Genomic DNA, 18,235 nt, shown 5'->3' with positions numbered 1-18,235 from the left:
GTAGTGATCTCAGAATTCCGGTTCGAGCATGATGGTTGCCAGCGGAGGCAGCGTTATCACCGCCTGTACGCCTCCGCCTGCATTGACGGCCTGGACACGCCCGCCATTCCCTTTGCCGCTGCCGCCATAGATATCGGCATCGGTATTCAATATCTCGCGCCACCGCCCCTCCGCTGGCAGACGCAAGGTGTAGTTCTCACGATAGACTGGCGTGAAATTGGTGATGACGGCAACCGGCTTTTCGCCCGGCGCCTTGCGCAGCCAAGCAAAGACCGAGTTTTCGAAATCATCGACCACAAGCCATTCGAAGCCGTCGCCCTCGCAGTCGCGGGCATGGAGCGCCGGCTTGCTGCGATAGGTGAAATTGAGATCGCGAACGAGGCGGCGCATGCCTTCGTGCATGCGGTATTGCAGCAGGTTCCAGTCCAGCGCGCGTTCTTCGCTCCACTCGCTCCATTGCGCGAATTCCTGGCCCATAAAGAGCAGCTTCTTGCCGGGGTAGCCCCACATGAAGGCATAGTAGGCACGCAGATTGGCGAATTTCTGCCAGTCGTCACCGGCCATCTTGGCGATCAGGGACCCTTTGCCGTGAACCACCTCATCATGGGAGAGCGGCAGCACGAAGTTTTCCGAGAAGGCGTAGATGAGGCCGAAGGTCAGCTCGTTGTGGTGATATTTGCGGTACACCGGCTCGCGGGCGAGGTAGCTCAGCGTGTCGTGCATGAAGCCCATGTTCCACTTGAAGCCGAAGCCGAGGCCGCCTTCATGGACAGGCTGTGACACTTTCGGCCAGGAGGTCGATTCCTCGGCGATGGTCATGACGCCGGGGTGAGCGCCATAGAGCCGAGTGTTCATGGACTGCAGAAAACGGACGGCTTCCAGGTTTTCGTTGCCGCCATATTCGTTGGGGATCCATTCGCCATGCTTGCGGGAATAGTCGAGGTAGAGCATGGAAGCGACGGCATCGACGCGCAAACCGTCCAGATGGTATTTTTCCGCCCAGTAGAGCGCGTTGTTCAGCAAATAGGCGAGAACCTCGGTGCGGCCGAAATTGTAGATCGCCGTATTCCAGTCAGGATGAAAGCCCTTGCGCGGGTCTTCATGTTCGTAAAGGGCGGTTCCATCGAACCAGCGTAGGCCATGCTCGTCGGTCGGGAAATGCGCCGGTACCCAATCGAGGATGACGCCGATCCCGACCTTGTGGCAGCCGTTGACGAAGCGGGCAAAGCCTTCCGGCTCACCGAAGCGGGCGGTCGGGGCGTAAAGACCCGTGGTCTGATAGCCCCAGGACGGATCGTAGGGGTGTTCGGTGATCGGCAGAAATTCGATATGGGTGAAGCCCATGTCAACGCAATAGGGGATGAGGCGCGAAGCGAGTTCATCCCATGACAGCATCGAACCGTCGTCGCGGCGCTGCCAGGAAGCGGCATGGACTTCGTAAATGGAGATCGGCTGGCGGCGCTGATCGACGCTCGCCCAATGTTCGCGGTGGGCGGAATCGTCCCAGACCTGAACCAGTTCGTTGGCCGTGACCGACGCCGTCTTCGGGCGCAGTTCGCTGCGTCGAGCAAATGGATCGGCCTTCAGCGGCAGCACTACGCCGTCATGGCCACGGATCTCGAACTTATAGGCGACACCCGCAGGCACATCCGGGGCGAAGATCTCCCAGATGCCGCTATCGGAGCGAAATCGCATGACGTGGCGGCGGCCATCCCAATTGTTAAAATCGCCGACGACGGAAACACGCTGTGCATTCGGTGCCCATACGGCGAAATGAAAGCCCTGCACGCCCTCGTGCTTCAGCGGATGGGCGCCCATCTTGTCGAAGAGGCGCAGATGCGTGCCCTGACGCGCGAAATAATCATCCATCGGGCCGAGAACCGGACCGAAACTATAGGGATCGGTCACGGCCCATTCGACATCGCCGCGTCTGGCGCGATAACGGACCGGCTGCTGCTTGGCAAGTTTGACGTCGCCGGAAAAGAAGCCTGCCGGATCAAGGCATTCGAGCTCGCCGATGACAGAACCGTCGAGCGCCGTGGCGGTGACAGCTTCCGCGCCAAGGATGAAACAGCGGGCCACATAGCCTTCATCCGTCTTGTGTACGCCGAGAACGGCGAACGGATTGGAATGCGTGCCTGCGAGAATTGCAGCAATATCCCCTGCCAAAATATCCCTCAAGCTTGTGCCGTCAGCGGGTTTTTTCGGCTTTTTCATCCGGCTCTCCAGATTTCCTTGGCATACTGACGGATCGTCCGGTCGGAAGAGAACCAGCCCATACGAGCGGTATTGTTGATCGTCTTCGCATACCACTCGGATGGATTGGCCCAAAGAATATCGACCTCGCGCTGTGCCGAGGCATAGGCATCGAAATCGGCGGCGACCATGAACCAGTCGTGACTATAGATGCCGTCGATCAGGCTGGCATAGCGATTGCGGTCGTCGGGAGAAAAGACGCCGGAGGCGATGGCTGACAGAGCCTGAGCCAATTCGCGCGAGCGCTCGATGATGGCACGAGGGTTATGACCGTCGCTGCGCAGGTTTGCGACCTCATCGGCCCGCAATCCGAAGATGACGATATTGTCCTCGCCGACATTGTCGCGCATTTCGACATTGGCGCCATCAAGCGTGCCGATAGTCAGCGCGCCGTTGAGGCCGAACTTCATGTTGCCGGTGCCCGAGGCTTCCATGCCGGCGGTCGAAATCTGCTCGGAAAGATCGGCGGCCGGAACCATGACTTCCGCCAGCGAGACGTTGTAGTTCGGCACGAAGACGACCTTCAGCAAGCCGCGAACCGATGGATCGTTATTGATGACGCGGGCGACGTCGTTGATCAGCTTGATGATAAGCTTCGCGTTGTGATAGCTCGGCGCCGCCTTGCCGGCAAAGAGCTTGACGCGCGGTTGCCAGTCGAGCTCCGGATGCGAGCGGATCTGGTCGTAGAGCGCCACGGCCTCGATGACGTTCAGAAGCTGGCGCTTGTATTCATGGATGCGCTTGATCTGGATATCGAACATCGCGTTCGGATCGAGCTTGATGCCCATGCGGCTGGCGACGAGATTGGAGAGCTGCACCTTGTTGGTGCGCTTGACGGCGGCGAACTTCTCCTGGAAGGCGCTATCGTGTGCAAACTGATCCAGCGGCTTCAGCTGCTCGGCATCGTCGAGGAAGGCGTCGCCAATGGTTTCGCGTACGAGATTGGTCAGGCCGGGATTGCACTGCATCAGCCAGCGCCGCGGTGTGATGCCATTCGTCTTGTTGTTGATGCGATCCGGATAGAGTTTGTGCAGGTCGGCAAAAACCGTGACCTTCATCAGGTCGGTATGAAGTGCGGAAACGCCGTTGATCGAATGCGAGCCGACAAAGGCGAGATTGCCCATGCGCACGCGCCGATCGCCGTTTTCGTCGATGAGCGAGATCGAGCGGATTTCGGTGTCGCTGAAATTGCGCAGCTTGCGCGCTTCCACCAGAACCTTGGCGTTGATGGCATAGACGATCTGCATGTGGCGCGGCAAAAGCCGCTCGAGCAGCGGCACAGGCCAGCTTTCCAAAGCTTCCGGCAATAGGGTGTGATTGGTGTATCCGAAGGTATTTTTGGTGATGTCCCAGGCCTTGTCGAAATCGAAGCCATGGACATCGACCAACAGGCGCATCATTTCGGTAACGGAGACGGCCGGATGTGTGTCGTTCAGCTGGATCGCGACCTTGTCGGCGAGATTGGTCAGATCGTCATATTGCTGCAGGTGACGGCGCAGGATGTCCTGCAGCGAGGCGGACGAGAAGAAGAATTCCTGGCGCAGGCGCAGCTCCTGGCCGGCGGGCGTCGCATCGGCGGGATACAGAACGCGTGTCAGGCTTTCGGCCTTATTGCTTTCACGCAGCGCGCCGATGTGGTCGCCGGCGTTGAAGGCATCGAGCAGGATCGGGTCGATCGGCTGCGCCGACCAGAGGCGCAGCGTGTTGACGCGCTTGCCGCGCCAGCCGACGACGGGTGTATCGAATGCGGTGGCGATGACGCGCTCGGCCGGCTTCCAGACGTAACGCGGCTGATCGTCGTGGCTGCTGATGGTCTCGACGGCGCCGCCAAAACCGATTTCATAGGAGCTTTCCTGGCGTTCGAATTCCCACGGGTTGCCGTGCGCCAGCCAGGTTTCCGGCAATTCCACCTGCCAGCCATCGGCCATCTGCTGGCGGAAGAGGCCGTGGACGTAGCGAATGCCATAGCCATAGGCCGGCACGTCGACGGTTGCCATGGATTCCATGAAACAGGCGGCAAGGCGGCCAAGACCGCCGTTGCCGAGCGCTGCATCGGGTTCGAGACCCGCGATGACGCGAATATCGACGCCCAGCGAAGCGAGAGCGTTGGTGATCTCCTCCATCAGACCGAGATTGGAGATGGCGTCGCGCATCAGGCGGCCGATCAGGAATTCGAGCGATAGATAGTAGACGCGCTTGGCGTTCGTCTCGTAGGTCTTGCGGGTCGATTCGATCCATTTGTCGATGACGCGGTCGCGAATGACGAGGATCGTTGCCGTCAGCCAGTCATGCGGCTTGGCGACCTTCGCGTCCTTGCCGATGCGGTATGTCAGGCGCTCGATGATTTCTTCGGCAAGGATTTCGGGGCGGGAACTGCGCGGGGCTGGGACGGGGAGATCGGCCTTCGTCAAGTTATTCATACTATCAACTCTCGCCATTTGTGATTTATATTCAGCGTGTTACGGCCAATTAAATCGATTTGCCTTTCCGTTTCACTATCAGTTTACGCACCGATGTAAAGCAGTTGCAACAAGCGAGTTGGGCGGATGCGAAAATTGCGGCGAAAGGTTTACGGTGAATGCGAAAGAACTTGATTCTGATGATATTTCGGGTTCTTATTCGCGCATCGATCAAAACAAAAGCCGCGCAATACTCGTATCGCGCGGCTTTTTCTCTGTAGTCTATCGGTGGTTGCTCCGTACGGATGCCGGGCGCGATCACTTGGTCAGGAGCGTCATTTGCTTCGATGTTTCCGTGGCGATTGTCGTGAACGCCTTGAAAAGATCCGCCGCGCTTTGGGGTGTGAAGTAGTCCGAGGCTGAAGTAGCGCAGTACTTCAGCAAGGCTTGGCCATTTTCCGGTGCCATGAAGGCGATCGTGTACACATGGATGCCATTGCTGTGTGCCTTGTCGCACTGTGCTTTGGTATCCGCGTCAGCATTTGACACGTTGTTTTCGCCGTCGGTCATGAAAACAATGTACATGGTCGGATTTTTGACGCCGCTCTTATTCTTGTGCTGAAGTTGCTCGTTCGTCAGCCCGGCTGTCGCAGACGGTTTCGTCAACGCGTCGACTGCCGCCGTAAAAGCAGGCGCCGAATTCGTGGAACCTTTTGACGTCAAGTTGTTGACATATGTTGTGATGCCGCTGGTACCCCAGGCCAAAGCTGTCGCCGTTTGGGCGACGTTGTTATAGGAAACTGCCCCGGTGCGAACATACATCATGTTCGGGTCGGCCTTGTTCAGTTGCGCGGAGAGATTGGACGTCGCGATTTTCAGCGACTCCATCTTCGAGTAATAGTTGGTCTGCGTTGTGCAATAGGTCCCCCAGCAGTTTTTTTTGGTCGGCTGCTCGGCATTAACCGTGTCCGTGGCCTCATCCATCGATCCAGAACGATCCAGAACGAAATACATCGACAGCGCATTCTTCTGGGTTTCGGAAGTCTTGCCGCTGATTGACGTGCTGGACGCAGAAATGTTCAGCGAACTCTGCCCTATCAAGCGGGTCATGCTGTTCACGGGCATAGAATAGGATGAATTTACGACGACCGTGTAGCCCGTGTTCCCGGAGGAATCGGTCGTTTTTGTTACCGTTGTGCCGGTGCCCGCTTTCAATGAATTCGTAGCATCCGTATCACCGGCGAGATAATTCGACATCTGGCCGAGGACGAAATTGTTGGCGAGATCCTTGGCGGTCGTCGTGGTTGCACTGCCGTCCGCAAGCGCGGTTGCCGCAGTGAGTGCGGCGGCATCCGTGGATTCCTGAAGCTGACTGTGTGTCAGCGACATGTTCGTGACATCGACCGCTACACCACTCGCCACGGCCAGCACGGGCACGGCAATCGCCGTCAGGATGCCAAAATTTCCGGCTCTATCGCGTATAAGTTGTTTCAATGCCCAAAGTATATCAGAGCCGGCAATCATCATGTCCGCCTATTGGAAAGAGTTAGCTTCTCAAGAACGGCGGGACTATCGAATACAAATATTAGTTGAAGGTTTAATCGGTCAGTTGATTTTTAACAAACCATGTAATCTGACGCGATTGGCTTCAACTTTTTACTACTTTAAGTATATTCTATTTTAGTGGAATTACATCTACTGCCTGAACGGCTTCCTGATTGCCGTAGCTCTTCAGTACGCCGATAACGGGCGCAACGTCCGAATAATCGCGGCCATAGGCAACGACGATATGATCGGTGCCGGCGGGAATATTGTTGGTCGGGTCGAGCTCGATCCAGCCCGCCGTCTCGCCGCACCAGATGCGCACCCAGGCGTGCATGGCGTCGGCGCCCTCCAGCCTTTCCTTGCCGGGCGGCGGAATGGTGCGCAGAAAGCCGCTGACATAGCCGGCGGGAATGCCGAGGCTGCGAAGCGCGATGATCATGACATGCGAGAAATCCTGGCAGACGCCGCGCTTAAGGCGGAAGGCTTCCCTCGGCGTGGTGTCCACTGTCGTCGCCTCGGTATCATAGACGAAGTCCTTGTGTACCTGCGCGCAGACCGCATGGGCGATCTGCAGGGTCGTAAGATTGGCTGCTTTCCATTGTCTGCTGTAATCCGCGATTTCCCTGGTGTCCGGCAGACGCGGGCTGCTGCCGAGAAAATGGTGGGGCGAAGACGGATCGATCGACCAGCAATCATTGATCTCCTCTGGCAGCTTGGCGAGCAGCGGCGAGAAGTCTGCCCCGACGGGCTGGCTCTCCACCTGAACGCGCGCCTGCATGCGGATATCGAGCCTTTCATGGGGCTCGCGCACGAGGATCGAAGTTGCAGGATGCTGGAAGAAATCCGTGAAGTGGGATTGCTCGTCCGGTCCCGGCGTTATCTTCACCGAGCCGGCTATCAGCCTCTGCCGGTTGGGCAGGGAGAGCGGCATGACGCGCAATATATGCCGCGCACCGCTTGCCGGCACGTCGTAGATGTAGCCCATGTGAAGCGAGAGATCGTAGAGCATTCACGTCATCCGAGGTAGGTGCGTGCCAGCAGGTCAGACAGCCGCTCCAGTTCGCGCGCCAGCTGCTGGTAGACTTCGCCCGTCATTGCTTCGGGCGTCATCACTGCCAACCCCGAATGCAGACGCATGGCTTCGCGGAAGAAGGGTGACATCTGGCCGTTGACGTAGGCATTCGGCAATTGTTCGACCTCGCGGTGGATCTCGTTCATCTGGAAAAGGATCGAGCGCGGATTAAGCGGATCGAGTGCGAGCAGATCCGTCACCGTCAGCCGAGCGGTATTGACGTTGTAGCGGCGGCGATGGGTCATGACGCTGTCGCCGATTTCAAGCAGCATGTCGAGCGCGCCGTCGGGCGCATCGGGGCCGGACATATGGCCGAGCAGCCGGGTCATATGCAGGCCGCGCTCGATATAGCGGCCGAGCGACAGGAAGCGCCAGCCGGTGAAGCGGTACATGTTTTCATGCACGAGACCGGCGAAGCCCGCGAGCTTGCGCAGCAGGATCGTCATGGCATGGCTGGCATCGTCGCCAGGCTTTACCCCTTCCTTGAAGCGGCGTGCCGTCTTGGCGAGATCGTTCAGCGCAAGCCAGCCATCGGGAGAGAAGCGATCGCGGATGTTGCTGGCCGAATAGACGGCGCTATCGATGTTGCGCAGCAGGTTTTCCGGCACCGCTTGCTTGGTATCGATGTCGATGGCGGCAAGATAGGCGCTGACATCGGCAAGCAGTGGCTGGTTCGGATCGGCGGCTTCGGCAAAACGCCCGTGCCAGGCGCGCAGGATGCGCAGCGCACCTTCGGCGCGCTCGATATAGCGGCCGAGCCAGAAGAGATTGTCGGCCGCCCGGCTGGGCAGGCTGCCCGGCATGTTGCGGGTGAAAGTTTCCTCTGCCGGCAGAAGCGTGTGTGCCTCGACTGGCTTGTCGGAGACGATCCAGACATCGGCAGCCGAGCCGCCGGCCTGCATGGCAATCGCGGCGACATCGTCACCGCTGCCGATGCGGGCAAAGCCGCCGGGCATGATCTGCCAGCCGTTCTCGGTGCGGGCGGCGAAGACGCGCAAGCTCATCGGCCGCGGCGTGAGCTTGCCATTGACCCAGGCCGGAGTCGTCGAAAGTGTTACGACCTCCTGGCCTACCAGCTTGTTACCCTCGGTCGCCAGCCAGTCTGCGATCGAATCGCGGGCGGTGCTGCGCAGCGTCGAGCCCAGCACGGATTGGCCGTTATCATCGAAGAAGGGCATGCAGGAATAGGCCGGGCCGATGACCATCTTTTCGATATTGGCGGCGACATGTTCACGCTCGCTCTTCTGGCCGCACCACCAGGTCGCGATAGAGGGCAGCTTCAGTTCCTCGCCGCGCAGATGCCGACAGATGGTCGGCATGAAGGCGAGCAGCGCTCGGGTTTCGAGAATGCCGGAGCCGAGCGCATTGACGATGGTCACCGTCTGCGCTCGCAGGGCTTCGACGAGGCCGGGCGTGCCGATATGGGAGCGCTGGTTGAGCTCCAACGGATCGGCGTAGGAAGCATCGAGGCGACGCCATAGTACGCTGATCGGTCGCAAGCCTGCGACGGTGCGCACCATCAGCTGATCGTTGACGACGGTGATGTCCTCGCCTTCGAGCAGCATGAAGCCGAGGTAGCGGGCGATATAGGCGTGTTCGTAATAGGTTTCGTTGGCAGGCCCCGGCGTCAGCACGGCGACGCGGCCTTCGGCGCCGCGCTTGCCGCCGAGCAGGGCATCGCGGAACGCGCCGAAGAAGGAGGCGAGGCGATGGACCTTAGTTTCGGCGTAGATATCGGAGAAGGCGCGGGTTGTGGCGACGCGGGTTTCCAGCGCGAAGCCGGCGCCGGATGGCGCCTGCGCGCGGTCAGCCAGCACCCACCAATTGCCGTCAGGACCGCGGCCGACCTCGAAAGCCAGGAAATGCAGGTAATGGCCGCTTGCGGGCTTGACGCCGACAAGCGGGCGCAGGAACTCCGGATTGGCGGCAATCAAGGCCGGCGGCAGCAGCCCTTCGCTCACCAGTCGGCTGTCGCCATAGATATCGGCGATGACCGATTCCAACAGATCGGCGCGCTGCTGCAGGCCTTCGGAGAGAGCCTGCCATTCGCGTTCGTCGATGAGCACAGGGATATGGGAGATCGGCCAGTTGCGTTCGCTGACACCCGCTGTCCCATAAGCGCGATAGAAGACGCCTGCATCGCGCAAATAGCGGTCGGCGCGGGCGAAGCGCTCGGTCAATCCCTCTTCCGTCATACGCGTCAGCGCCGAGAGGAAGTTTTGCCAGACCGGGCGCACCGCGCCGGTATTGTCGACCATTTCGTCGGCGACGCCGGGCAGGGGACGATAGGCAAAGACCGGCGCCTTGGCAGTGCCGGTCTTTACCTCGTCCCGTCGTTCCGTCGCCCGTTTTCTACCCATGCAAAGTCTCGTTTCAAATTCCCGCCGGACGCCTGAGGTCGAGCGTCAGGGGGAATTCCACCGATGCAGTCTCCGGTCTTACGGCATAACCACCTGCTGTATGCCCCCAAGGCTCGAAACGCGCAAGACGTCGCGCTTCCGCCTCGTTGCCATTGACGGGGAAGGTGTCGTAGTTGCGGCCGCCCGGATGGGCAACATGGTAGATGCAGCCGCCGATCGAGCGACGCGACCAGGTATCATAGATATCGAAGGTCAGCGGCGTATCGATGGGGAGCACAGGATGCAGACCGGAAGCCGGATGCCATGCCTTATAGCGCACGCCAGCGACCGAGACGCCCGCCATTCCCGTCGGCGTCAGCGGTACGGGACGGCTGTTGCAGGTCACCGTATAACGCGACGGATTGGAGGTTTCGAACTGCACCTGCAGGCGCTCGACCGACGAATCGACGTAGCGCACGGTGCCGCCGATCGCACCTTCTTCGCCCATGACATGCCATGGTTCCAGCGCCTGGCGCAGCTCCAGCTTGCAGCCCTCGTATTCGACCTCGCCACAGAAGGGGAAGCGGAATTCGAGCTGCGCCTGGAACCATTCCGGTCTGAGGTCGAAACCGTTTTCGCGAAGATCGCCGAGAACGTCGAGGAAATCCTGCCAGATATAATGCGGCAGCATGAAGCGATCATGCAGCGTCGTGCCCCAGCGCACGAACTTGCCATCAATCGGGTTGCGCCAGAAGCGGGCGATCAGTGCGCGCACCAGCAGTTGCTGGGCAAGGCTCATGCGGGCATTCGGCGGCATTTCGAAACCGCGGAATTCGACGAGGCCGAGGCGTCCCGTCGGTCCATCCGGCGAAAACAGCTTGTCGATGCAGATTTCCGAGCGGTGCGTGTTTCCGGTGACATCGGTTAGAAGATTGCGGAAGAGCCGGTCCACCAGCCAGGGGAGCGGCTGGATGCCGCGACCTGGCGCCGGCACCTGGGCCAGCGCGATTTCCAACTCGTAGAGGCTGTCGTGACGGGCTTCATCGATGCGCGGCGCCTGGCTTGTCGGCCCGACGAACAGGCCGGAAAAGAGGTAGGAGAGCGAGGGATGGCGCTGCCAGTGCAGCACCAGGCTCTTCAACAGGTCGGGACGACGAAGAAACGGGCTGTCGTTCGGATTGGCGCCGCCAACGACGACATGATTGCCGCCACCGGTGCCGGTATGACGCCCGTCGATCAGGAATTTGTCCGTGCCGAGGCGTGTCTGTCGCGCCTCTTCGTAAACCGCCGTCGTGATGTCGACGCAGTCCTGCCAGTTCGACGCGGGATGGATATTGACTTCGATCACGCCCGGGTCAGGCGCGACGCGAATGACGTTGATGCGTTCGTCCTGTGGCGGCGAATAGCCTTCGATGTGAATCGGCAGCGCAAGCTCAGCCGCCGCATTCTCGGCCGCTGCCAGCAGTTCGAGATAATGTTCGATCTTTTCGACCGGAGGCATGAAGACACACAGCCGACCGTCACGCGGTTCGACAGAGATCGCGGTGCGGACGGCGCCGCCGATTTCGCCGAGCGTCTGTTCGACCCGCGATTGCGAGCTTTCATCCGCCTGGAACGAGGCTTCCGGCATGGTGCGGCCAGCCGGCACGATGACGTCAGGCAGAGGCATGCGCGGAATGGAGGGATCGGCCGTGTGGATATAGGGATAGCGTGACGGCGGCACATAAGGCAGCGTGCCGAGCGGCAGGCGATAGCCGACCGGAGAATCGCCGGGCACAAGGAAAATCTTGCCGCGGCGTGTGCGCCATTTTTCGCTGACCCAGCGCGTACCGCCGGCGCGCGCGTTCCATGCCTGTATGGGCAATATGTAGCCGGTTGGAGTCGTCAGACCACGCTCGAAAACACGAGCGATACGGCTGCGCTCCTCGGGATCCTTGAGCTTCGAATTGGAAGGATCAACATTCTCCGGCAGGCTCCCTTCCTTGACGATCCATTCAGCCGGGTCTTCGTAAGCCGGTTGCACCATGTCAGGCTCGATCGCTAGTTCCTTGGCAATCGCATTCAGAAGCTTGCTGGCTCGCTCCGAGTCCGCACCGGTCTGTGCCGTTTCTTCGGCGATCAGAGCGGGGTTCTGCCAGATCGGCCGCCCGTCCTTGCGCCAGTAAAGCGAGAAGGTCCAGCGGGGCAGGCTTTCGCCGGGATACCATTTGCCCTGGCCATAATGCAGGAAGCCGCCGGGCGCGAAGCGCTCGCGCAGGCGCCTGATCAACTGATCGGCAAGGTCGCGTTTGGTCGGGCCGACGGCGGCGGTGTTCCATTCTTCAGACTGGAAATCGTCGATCGACACGAAGGTCGGTTCGCCGCCCATGGTCAGGCGCACGTCGTCTTCCTTGAGGATCGCGTCAACCTTTTCGCCGAGTTCGTTCAAGGCATCCCAGCTTTCGTCGGAAAAGGGCTTGGTGATGCGCGGATGCTCGGCGACGCGGGCGACTTTCATGTCGAAATCGAATTCGGTATTGGCTTCGCCGAAATATCCGCCCGAGATCGGTGCGGCGTTGCGGTAATGCGGCGTGGCGGCAAGCGGGATATGGCTCTCGCCCGTTAGAAGGCCGGAGGTCGGATCGAGGCCGACCCAGCCGGCGCCGGGAAGATAGACTTCTGCCCAGGCATGCAGATCGGTGAAGTCGACTTCGGTGCCGGAGGGACCGTCGAGCGCCTTCAGGTCGGGTGTCAGCTGGATGAGGTAGCCGGAGACGAAGCGGGTGGCGAGGCCGAGATGGCGCAGCACCTGAACGAGCAGCCAGCTCGTGTCACGGCAGGAGCCTTTCGCTTTTTCCAAAGTCTCCTCAGGCGCCTGGACGCCGGCTTCCATGCGGATGACATAGCCGATCTCCTGCTGCAGCCGTGCATTGAGGCCGACGACCATGTCGACGGTCTTTTGTTCCGAGCGGTCGAGCGTGGCGAGGAAGTCTTTCAGCCGGGGACCAGGCTCCTCCGGCTTCATATAGATCGACAAATCTTCTCGGATCGTCTCGGGATACTCGAAAGGCCATTTCGTCGCTTCCTCTTCGACGAAGAAGTCGAAGGGATTGTAGACCGTCATATCGGCGACGAGGTCGACCTCGATCTTCAGTTCGGTCACCGGATCGGGAAAGACGAAGCGGGCGAGATAGTTGCCGTAGGGGTCTTGCTGCAGGTTCACGAAATGGTTTGCCGGGGTGACCTTGAGCGCGTGGCTCAGCACGCGCGTCTTGGAATGCGAGGCGGGTTTCAGACGGATGATCTGGGGACCGAGGCGAACCGGATTGTCGTATTTATAATGGGTGAGATGATAGATGCTTGCCTTGATCGCCATATGTCTCTTTGCCTAGCCCACATCATTGTGCGGTGATTGCTGTTCCCATAGGCAGTGTGTGCAATGCAGCGAAAGAAAGCAAGGTGTCTCCAGGCACTTCGGAAAGTCCTGCTGTGGCACGCCAACAAAAGCGGCGAGCTTTCGCCCGCCGCTTTGTAATCGATACCGTCGAAGATCTCAGCTTCTGCCGAACTCGTCGACGAGGCGGATGATGTCGTCTTCGCCGAGATAGGAGCCGGTTTGTACTTCGATGAGCTCCAGCAGGATCTTGCCTGGGTTGGCAAGGCGGTGCACTTCGCCGAGCGGGATATAGATCGATTCGTTTTCGCGCAGCATCTGTACGTTTTCGCCGACCGTTACTTCGGCCGTACCCTTGACGACGATCCAATGCTCGGAGCGGTGGTGATGCTTCTGTAGCGACAGCTTCTTGCCCGGCAGCACGAAGATGCGCTTCACCTGGAAGCGCTCGCCATTCAGCACCGAGGTATAGCCGCCCCAGGGGCGGTAGGAGGTCGGATGCGTTTCGGTGAGCTTCGCCGTCTTCTTCTCGCTTGCGAGCAGCTTAACGAGCTTGCCGACGTCCTGGCTGTCCTTAAGATGGCCGACATAGACGGCGTCTTCGCTGGCGATGACGGCGACGTCCTCAAGGCCCTGCACGGCGACGTGCAGGCTATGCGACATGACGAGCGAATTCTTCGTGTTGACCAGCGTCGTGGCACCCGTCGACACGTTGCCGCTTTCGTCACGGCTGCCGACTTTCCACACCGCATCCCAGCTGCCGAGATCGGACCAGGTGAAGGGCGAGGGAACGACTGCGGCATTGGCCGTCTTTTCCATCAGCGCGTAGTCGATGGAGATGTCCGGGCTTTTTGCGAAATTATCGGCGTCCAGGCGGGTGAAATCGAGGTCGCGCGTCGATTTGGAGATGGCCTTGCTGGCAGCCTTTTCGACGTCGGGCGCAAATTCCTTCATCTCGGCGAGAAGCTGGGCGGCCGAGAACATGAACATGCCGGAGTTCCAGTAGAAGCTGTCGCTTGCCACCATCTCCTTTGCCTTTTCCAGGACGGGCTTCTCAACGAAACGCTTGACGGCATGTGCACCGGTCGCGAGCGCCTTGCCGCTTTCGATATAGCCATAGCCGGTCGCCGGTTCCGTCGGCTTGATGCCGAAGGTGACGAGCTTGCCCTGCAGTGCCGTATCGCGTGCCAGGCGTACGCAATCATAATAGGTCGCGTTGGCGTCGATCTCGTAATCGGAGCCGAGGACGTGCATGATGGCGTCCTTGCCGAAAAGCTCGGTGACCAGCGCGGCGGCGGCGGCAACGGCGGCAGCCGTGTTGCGGGCCACCGGCTCCAGCAGCACCGCTGCCAGTTTCAGGTCGAGTTCGCGGGCCTGTTCTGCGACCAGGAAGCGGAATTCCTCATTGGTGAGAACGATCGCAGCTTCATAGAGCTCGGGGTCGGCCACCCGCTCCAAAGTGTTCTGAAACAGCGTCCTGTCGCCGATGAACTGGATGAATTGTTTCGGGGCGGAAGCGCGCGATAGCGGCCACAGCCGTGTACCCTTACCGCCTGCCATGATCACCGGGACGATTTTTGCCGCCATGCTCTGCCTCTCCTGGCCATCTCAATTGAAGCCGTCTGACGACGCACAACCATTGTGCGCCGACCATGCTCCTTCGACAATTTCCATCGCCATTGCGATGTTTTTTCTTAAAGCGCTAGCTCTAATACGTCGAGATCCTAAACATTCGACAACTTTAGTCCACAAGATCCACTGAAAGTGTGTCGCATGCGCGATTCTGTTTAAAAAAAGCAGAAGCCGTAGAAAGACTGCCTTAGCTACAGATTAAAATAGCATTGCCTCTAAGTAATAGTTTCAATGCTACAGAGATCAAGCTTCCGCTCTGTCTTGCCGCTCATCCTGCGCCGGCGCGTGGTCGGGGCCGTTGCGTCTGTTGTACCGGATCGAAGACCAAAGCGAGATGCCGATCAGGGCCGCGCCGCCAAGGCCGGTGATGACTTCGGGGATATGCATCAGCGTCTGCACGTACATGATCACCGAGAGGATCAATATGGCGTAGAAAGCACCGTGTTCGAGGTAGCGGTAGTGGGCGAGCGTGCCCTTTTCCACCAGCATGATCGTCATGGAGCGGACATACATGGCGCCGATGCCCAGGCCGATGGCGATGATGAATAGGTTTTGGGTGAGGGCGAAGGCGCCGATGACGCCGTCAAAGGAGAAGCTGGCATCGAGGATTTCCAGATAGAGGAAAGCGCCGAAGCCGCCCTTCGCCGCAGCGCTCATCGTTCGCTGCGAGGCGTCCAGAAAGCCGGCCAGAACCTCGACGAGCAGGAAGGTCAGGAGGCCATAGATCGCGGCATGCAGGAAGGTCGTCGCGTCATCACCGTCGAGCACTGAGGTGAAGATGAGGACCAGGACCAGCACAAAGGCGATTTCGACGCCCTTGACGGTCGCAAAATGCGCCATCCGCTTCTCGATGAAGCCTATCCAGTGCACGTCCTTTTCATGGTTGAAGAAGTAGGTGAGGCCTACCATCATCAGAAAGGTGCCGCCGAAGGCGGCGATCGGCAGATGCGCTGCCTGCATGATCTCGGCATATTGCTCGGGCTTCGCGGCGGCGAGTTTCAGCGCTTCCCACGGGTTGATCCAGGCGGCGATGGCGACGATCATAAGCGGAAAGACGATCCGCATGCCGAAGACGGCGATGATGATGCCCCAGGTCAGAAAGCGATGCTGCCAGACCGGCGTCATCTCCTTCAGCTTGTTGGCATTGACGATGGCATTGTCGAAGGAAAGCGAGACTTCCAGCACAGCCAAGACGGCACAGATAAAGAAGGCTGTGGCAAGGCCGCTGAAGGTGCCGGTGGTGTTCCAACCCAACAGCGCACCGAGCGTAAGGCCGCCGACGGTTACGGCAAAGGCCCAGCCGAAATAACCGAGAACGGATTTTGAGGCGGCGGGCGATTTCATGGATGCGCCTCGCTGGAAATGGAGTGGATATACCCGGATTGCGCGCATAGCCGCATACCGAAGACGGCATGCGGGTCAGGCATGGTCAAGCTCATCATGGAAAGAAATCCGCCGGCTCATCTGCAGGCGGTACCGACATCGCGAGAGCGCCGTGAAAACTCTCGCCAGAGGGGCCCGGCACCAAAGTTCAATCCGCTGCCGATGTCAGGAAGGCGCGGAGATGCTCCATAGTTAGTGAAGTTAGGATGCAGGTCAAGAGTTGAAATGATGATGGCTGTCCTTGCCCTCGATAATTGAGAAATTCGGGGAACCAAACGGAAAAGGCTGCGTTTGGCTTTCGGGTGTCTTTGTGACCATCCGCCGCCGCGGCGGGGTCTTTACCCCTAACAACAGCGTTCAACAGGAGGAACTCCGATGAGTCCAGCACCCATTCACCGCGCGCCGGAGGCGTCAAAACCGGAGCTGACGGAACGGCAGAAAAAGGCAAGGCCGAATACGCTTCGCCAAGCCCAGGTCTTGCCGCCTCATCAAGTGGATCTGACACTGCATCCTGTAACCCATGAGGACGTGCACGTTCCCGCCCACGTCAACGGTTCGGACCTATCCCGGGAAGCGCCAGGCGATGCAAATCATGGCAGAAAACAGAAAAATGCGCTGCCGCACTAACACAAGATGACGGCGGCGCGATGATGATGGCTACTTGTGGCGAGGCGCTTTGCCATCGGATGTAAAGCTGCCGTTGAAGCTCATTTCCGGCGATTTGGCCGTACATTCGATGGCGACCGGCTTGCCAGCGTAAGGATTTGCGAAGGTGCAGGCGCCCTTTGCTGGGACTTGATTTGACATATCGTTGCCGGCACCCGTCGCGATAACGTCGATCGGCAATTGTGCGGTGCCTTTCTGGTTGCCGGGCTTGATGCCTTTTCCATTGCCACGGAAGCCGAGCATTTTGCCGCCGGATGTGAAAATGAAAGTCACGGAGCCGTCAGGTGCGGTGACGCTGGCGAGTTCTGCCTTGCATCCCTTGGAGGCATCGAGTTTGCCGACCACGAGCTTGGAACATTTTCCGCTGACCACGGTGGCGCCCTGTGCCGGAAAATTCTCGACGGTAGCAGCTGCGGTCTGTGTGGCGACCAGCGCCGTCAATCCAAAAGCAATGCCTGCGAATCGCATAAGAGAGGCTCCTTTCAAGCCCATGCAGATTCGCTGATCAAAATGTGGCAGTCAACCCGAAGCGGTGCACAAGTCCAAAGCCAACAGACGGCGCCCGGATCCAAGGCCGGGCACGTCGGGGTCCGATGGCAGGAATGCCATTGTCGTAAAGTCACCGCGGCGGTTAGGCGACGCGTTTCAGTGTTGTTGTGCGGATTCCGGAACAAGCTCGCCGATCAACTGCAGCAGGGCATTCTGGCGATCGCCGCCTCCGGCCAGGAATTCATAGAGGGTCATGGTTTTCTCGCTGCCGCCATCGACGACATAATCCGCCTGGCGGATGACGTAGACCTCACCGCTCTCGGTGTCGCGGGCGAGATGGAACATGTACTCATCGCCATTGGGCTTGTGGTTCTTGTAGAACTGCCGCTTCATCACCGTCATCTCATCCTCCCGTATGATCGATGCGCTGATATGACAGTAGGATGACGGCGCGGCCGGAAGTCAAGCGGCTTGTAGCGGGAACTTGTGTCGCAGGCTCCGTTCGCCCCCGCAATCGCCGCGAACATCAGCATGTGATTGGCTATCTTCCAAAAGACTACTATTCTCGACCTGCGCTCGAATTTTTCGGGACGCGGCTAGTTGGAGATCGAAGCACATGAGAATGATGTTAGCGTTGGGAGCGATTTTGAGCCTGGCATGCGTCTCTGCCGGCGAGGCGCCTTCGAATTACCAGACCTACTATGGCGGCATTCGTGCCGATAGTGATCCGGTGGTGCTGGCGACATATGAGAGGGTTCTCGATCGCTGCGAGCCTGAGGCTTATTCCTGGCACCGTGGCTCTCCGGATCCCAACAGTACCCCTTACTGGCTGGCTCTGCGAAATTGCCTCTATCGTCACGGCTTTGTCGATCGTGGCGTCTACGCCTATCCGACGACGGCGGTTTTGCGGCATTTCCTGGATCGCTGACCGGGCTGCAATTCGCTTCAGGTCGAGGGGTATTTTTCGGCTTGATCCGCTTTGGGGATAACCGGACTCTGTCAACCGATAAGAAATGAAAAAGGCCTTTCGATTTCTCGAAAGGCCTTGCTTTTCAGCGAATTAGGATGGTGGGCGTGACAG

12 protein-coding genes are annotated in these 18,235 nt (G+C 59.3%); 2 read left to right on the top strand and 10 right to left on the bottom strand.

Annotation, left to right across the window (positions count from 1 at the left end):
* Window positions 1-9: 9 nt before the first annotated feature.
* The 8 genes from glgB to ACK83U_RS12610 form a co-directional block, all read right to left on the bottom strand.
* Window positions 10-2,217, bottom strand: a complete 2,208-nt coding sequence (glgB, locus tag ACK83U_RS12645) for a 1,4-alpha-glucan branching protein GlgB (protein ID WP_112602827.1) — start codon at window positions 2,215-2,217, stop codon at window positions 10-12.
* Window positions 2,214-4,676 (bottom strand): glycogen/starch/alpha-glucan phosphorylase, encoded by a 2,463-nt coding sequence (locus ACK83U_RS12640; RefSeq protein ID WP_183714367.1) that lies wholly within the window; start codon window positions 4,674-4,676, stop codon window positions 2,214-2,216. The genes glgB and ACK83U_RS12640 overlap by 4 nt, the downstream gene beginning before the upstream one ends.
* A gap of 297 nt (window positions 4,677-4,973) precedes the next feature.
* A complete protein-coding gene (locus ACK83U_RS12635) occupies window positions 4,974-6,182 on the bottom strand; it encodes a vWA domain-containing protein (protein ID WP_412474612.1) in 1,209 nt (402 codons plus the stop codon).
* 148 nt (window positions 6,183-6,330) lie between these two features.
* The gene (locus ACK83U_RS12630; protein ID WP_112602823.1) at window positions 6,331-7,209 is read right to left on the bottom strand and encodes a transglutaminase family protein; all 879 of its coding nucleotides are present in this window, start codon (window positions 7,207-7,209) and stop codon (window positions 6,331-6,333) included.
* Between the two features lie 5 nt (window positions 7,210-7,214).
* The gene (locus ACK83U_RS12625; RefSeq protein ID WP_112400680.1) at window positions 7,215-9,632 is read right to left on the bottom strand and encodes a circularly permuted type 2 ATP-grasp protein; all 2,418 of its coding nucleotides are present in this window, start codon (window positions 9,630-9,632) and stop codon (window positions 7,215-7,217) included.
* Window positions 9,633-9,645: 13 nt separating this feature from the next.
* Window positions 9,646-12,966, bottom strand: coding sequence for a transglutaminase family protein (locus ACK83U_RS12620; RefSeq protein WP_112602821.1), 3,321 nt, complete (start codon window positions 12,964-12,966; stop codon window positions 9,646-9,648).
* Between the two features lie 177 nt (window positions 12,967-13,143).
* On the bottom strand, window positions 13,144-14,571 hold the full coding sequence (locus ACK83U_RS12615) for a mannose-1-phosphate guanylyltransferase/mannose-6-phosphate isomerase (RefSeq protein WP_112602819.1): 1,428 nt from the start codon (window positions 14,569-14,571) through the stop codon (window positions 13,144-13,146).
* A 288-nt stretch (window positions 14,572-14,859) separates the two neighbouring features.
* Window positions 14,860-15,960, bottom strand: coding sequence for a DUF475 domain-containing protein (locus ACK83U_RS12610; protein ID WP_112602817.1), 1,101 nt, complete (start codon window positions 15,958-15,960; stop codon window positions 14,860-14,862).
* 414 nt (window positions 15,961-16,374) lie between these two features.
* On the opposite strand from ACK83U_RS12610, the gene ACK83U_RS12605 reads away from it, so the two are divergent.
* Window positions 16,375-16,626, top strand: a complete 252-nt coding sequence (locus tag ACK83U_RS12605) for a hypothetical protein (protein WP_112335144.1) — start codon at window positions 16,375-16,377, stop codon at window positions 16,624-16,626.
* A gap of 30 nt (window positions 16,627-16,656) precedes the next feature.
* On the opposite strand, the gene ACK83U_RS12600 is transcribed toward ACK83U_RS12605, so the two are convergent.
* Window positions 16,657-17,133 carry a hypothetical protein gene (locus ACK83U_RS12600; protein ID WP_112335143.1) on the bottom strand — a complete coding sequence of 159 codons (477 nt, stop codon included), beginning with the start codon at window positions 17,131-17,133 and terminating at the stop codon, window positions 16,657-16,659.
* A 177-nt stretch (window positions 17,134-17,310) separates the two neighbouring features.
* Complete coding sequence (locus tag ACK83U_RS12595; protein WP_112335142.1) at window positions 17,311-17,556, bottom strand: hypothetical protein; 246 nt, start codon at window positions 17,554-17,556, stop codon at window positions 17,311-17,313.
* Window positions 17,557-17,770: 214 nt separating this feature from the next.
* Between ACK83U_RS12595 and ACK83U_RS12590 the strand changes: the two genes are divergently transcribed.
* Window positions 17,771-18,082: a hypothetical protein gene (locus ACK83U_RS12590; protein WP_112400677.1), complete on the top strand. Its 312-nt coding sequence runs from the start codon at window positions 17,771-17,773 to the stop codon at window positions 18,080-18,082.
* The last annotated feature ends 153 nt before the right edge of the window (window positions 18,083-18,235 follow it).

The organism is Rhizobium sp. WW22 (genome assembly GCF_047041135.1).
GTDB lineage: Bacteria > Pseudomonadota > Alphaproteobacteria > Rhizobiales > Rhizobiaceae > Rhizobium.
This window is presented reverse-complemented; position numbering and strand designations above follow the sequence as displayed.

What these genes read in the sequence shown, in the direction of transcription:
- glgB (WP_112602827.1), bottom strand. Translation starts at nt 2,217, where the DNA reads ATGAAAAAGCCGAAAAAACCCGCTGACGGCACAAGCTTGAGGGATATT.
- ACK83U_RS12640 (WP_183714367.1), bottom strand. Translation starts at nt 4,676, where the DNA reads ATGAATAACTTGACGAAGGCCGATCTCCCCGTCCCAGCCCCGCGCAGT.
- ACK83U_RS12635 (WP_412474612.1), bottom strand. Translation starts at nt 6,182, where the DNA reads ATGATGATTGCCGGCTCTGATATACTTTGGGCATTGAAACAACTTATA.
- ACK83U_RS12630 (WP_112602823.1), bottom strand. Translation starts at nt 7,209, where the DNA reads ATGCTCTACGATCTCTCGCTTCACATGGGCTACATCTACGACGTGCCG.
- ACK83U_RS12625 (WP_112400680.1), bottom strand. Translation starts at nt 9,632, where the DNA reads ATGGGTAGAAAACGGGCGACGGAACGACGGGACGAGGTAAAGACCGGC.
- ACK83U_RS12620 (WP_112602821.1), bottom strand. Translation starts at nt 12,966, where the DNA reads ATGGCGATCAAGGCAAGCATCTATCATCTCACCCATTATAAATACGAC.
- ACK83U_RS12615 (WP_112602819.1), bottom strand. Translation starts at nt 14,571, where the DNA reads ATGGCGGCAAAAATCGTCCCGGTGATCATGGCAGGCGGTAAGGGTACA.
- ACK83U_RS12610 (WP_112602817.1), bottom strand. Translation starts at nt 15,960, where the DNA reads ATGAAATCGCCCGCCGCCTCAAAATCCGTTCTCGGTTATTTCGGCTGG.
- ACK83U_RS12605 (WP_112335144.1), top strand. Translation starts at nt 16,375, where the DNA reads ATGAGTCCAGCACCCATTCACCGCGCGCCGGAGGCGTCAAAACCGGAG.
- ACK83U_RS12600 (WP_112335143.1), bottom strand. Translation starts at nt 17,133, where the DNA reads ATGCGATTCGCAGGCATTGCTTTTGGATTGACGGCGCTGGTCGCCACA.
- ACK83U_RS12595 (WP_112335142.1), bottom strand. Translation starts at nt 17,556, where the DNA reads ATGACGGTGATGAAGCGGCAGTTCTACAAGAACCACAAGCCCAATGGC.
- ACK83U_RS12590 (WP_112400677.1), top strand. Translation starts at nt 17,771, where the DNA reads ATGAGAATGATGTTAGCGTTGGGAGCGATTTTGAGCCTGGCATGCGTC.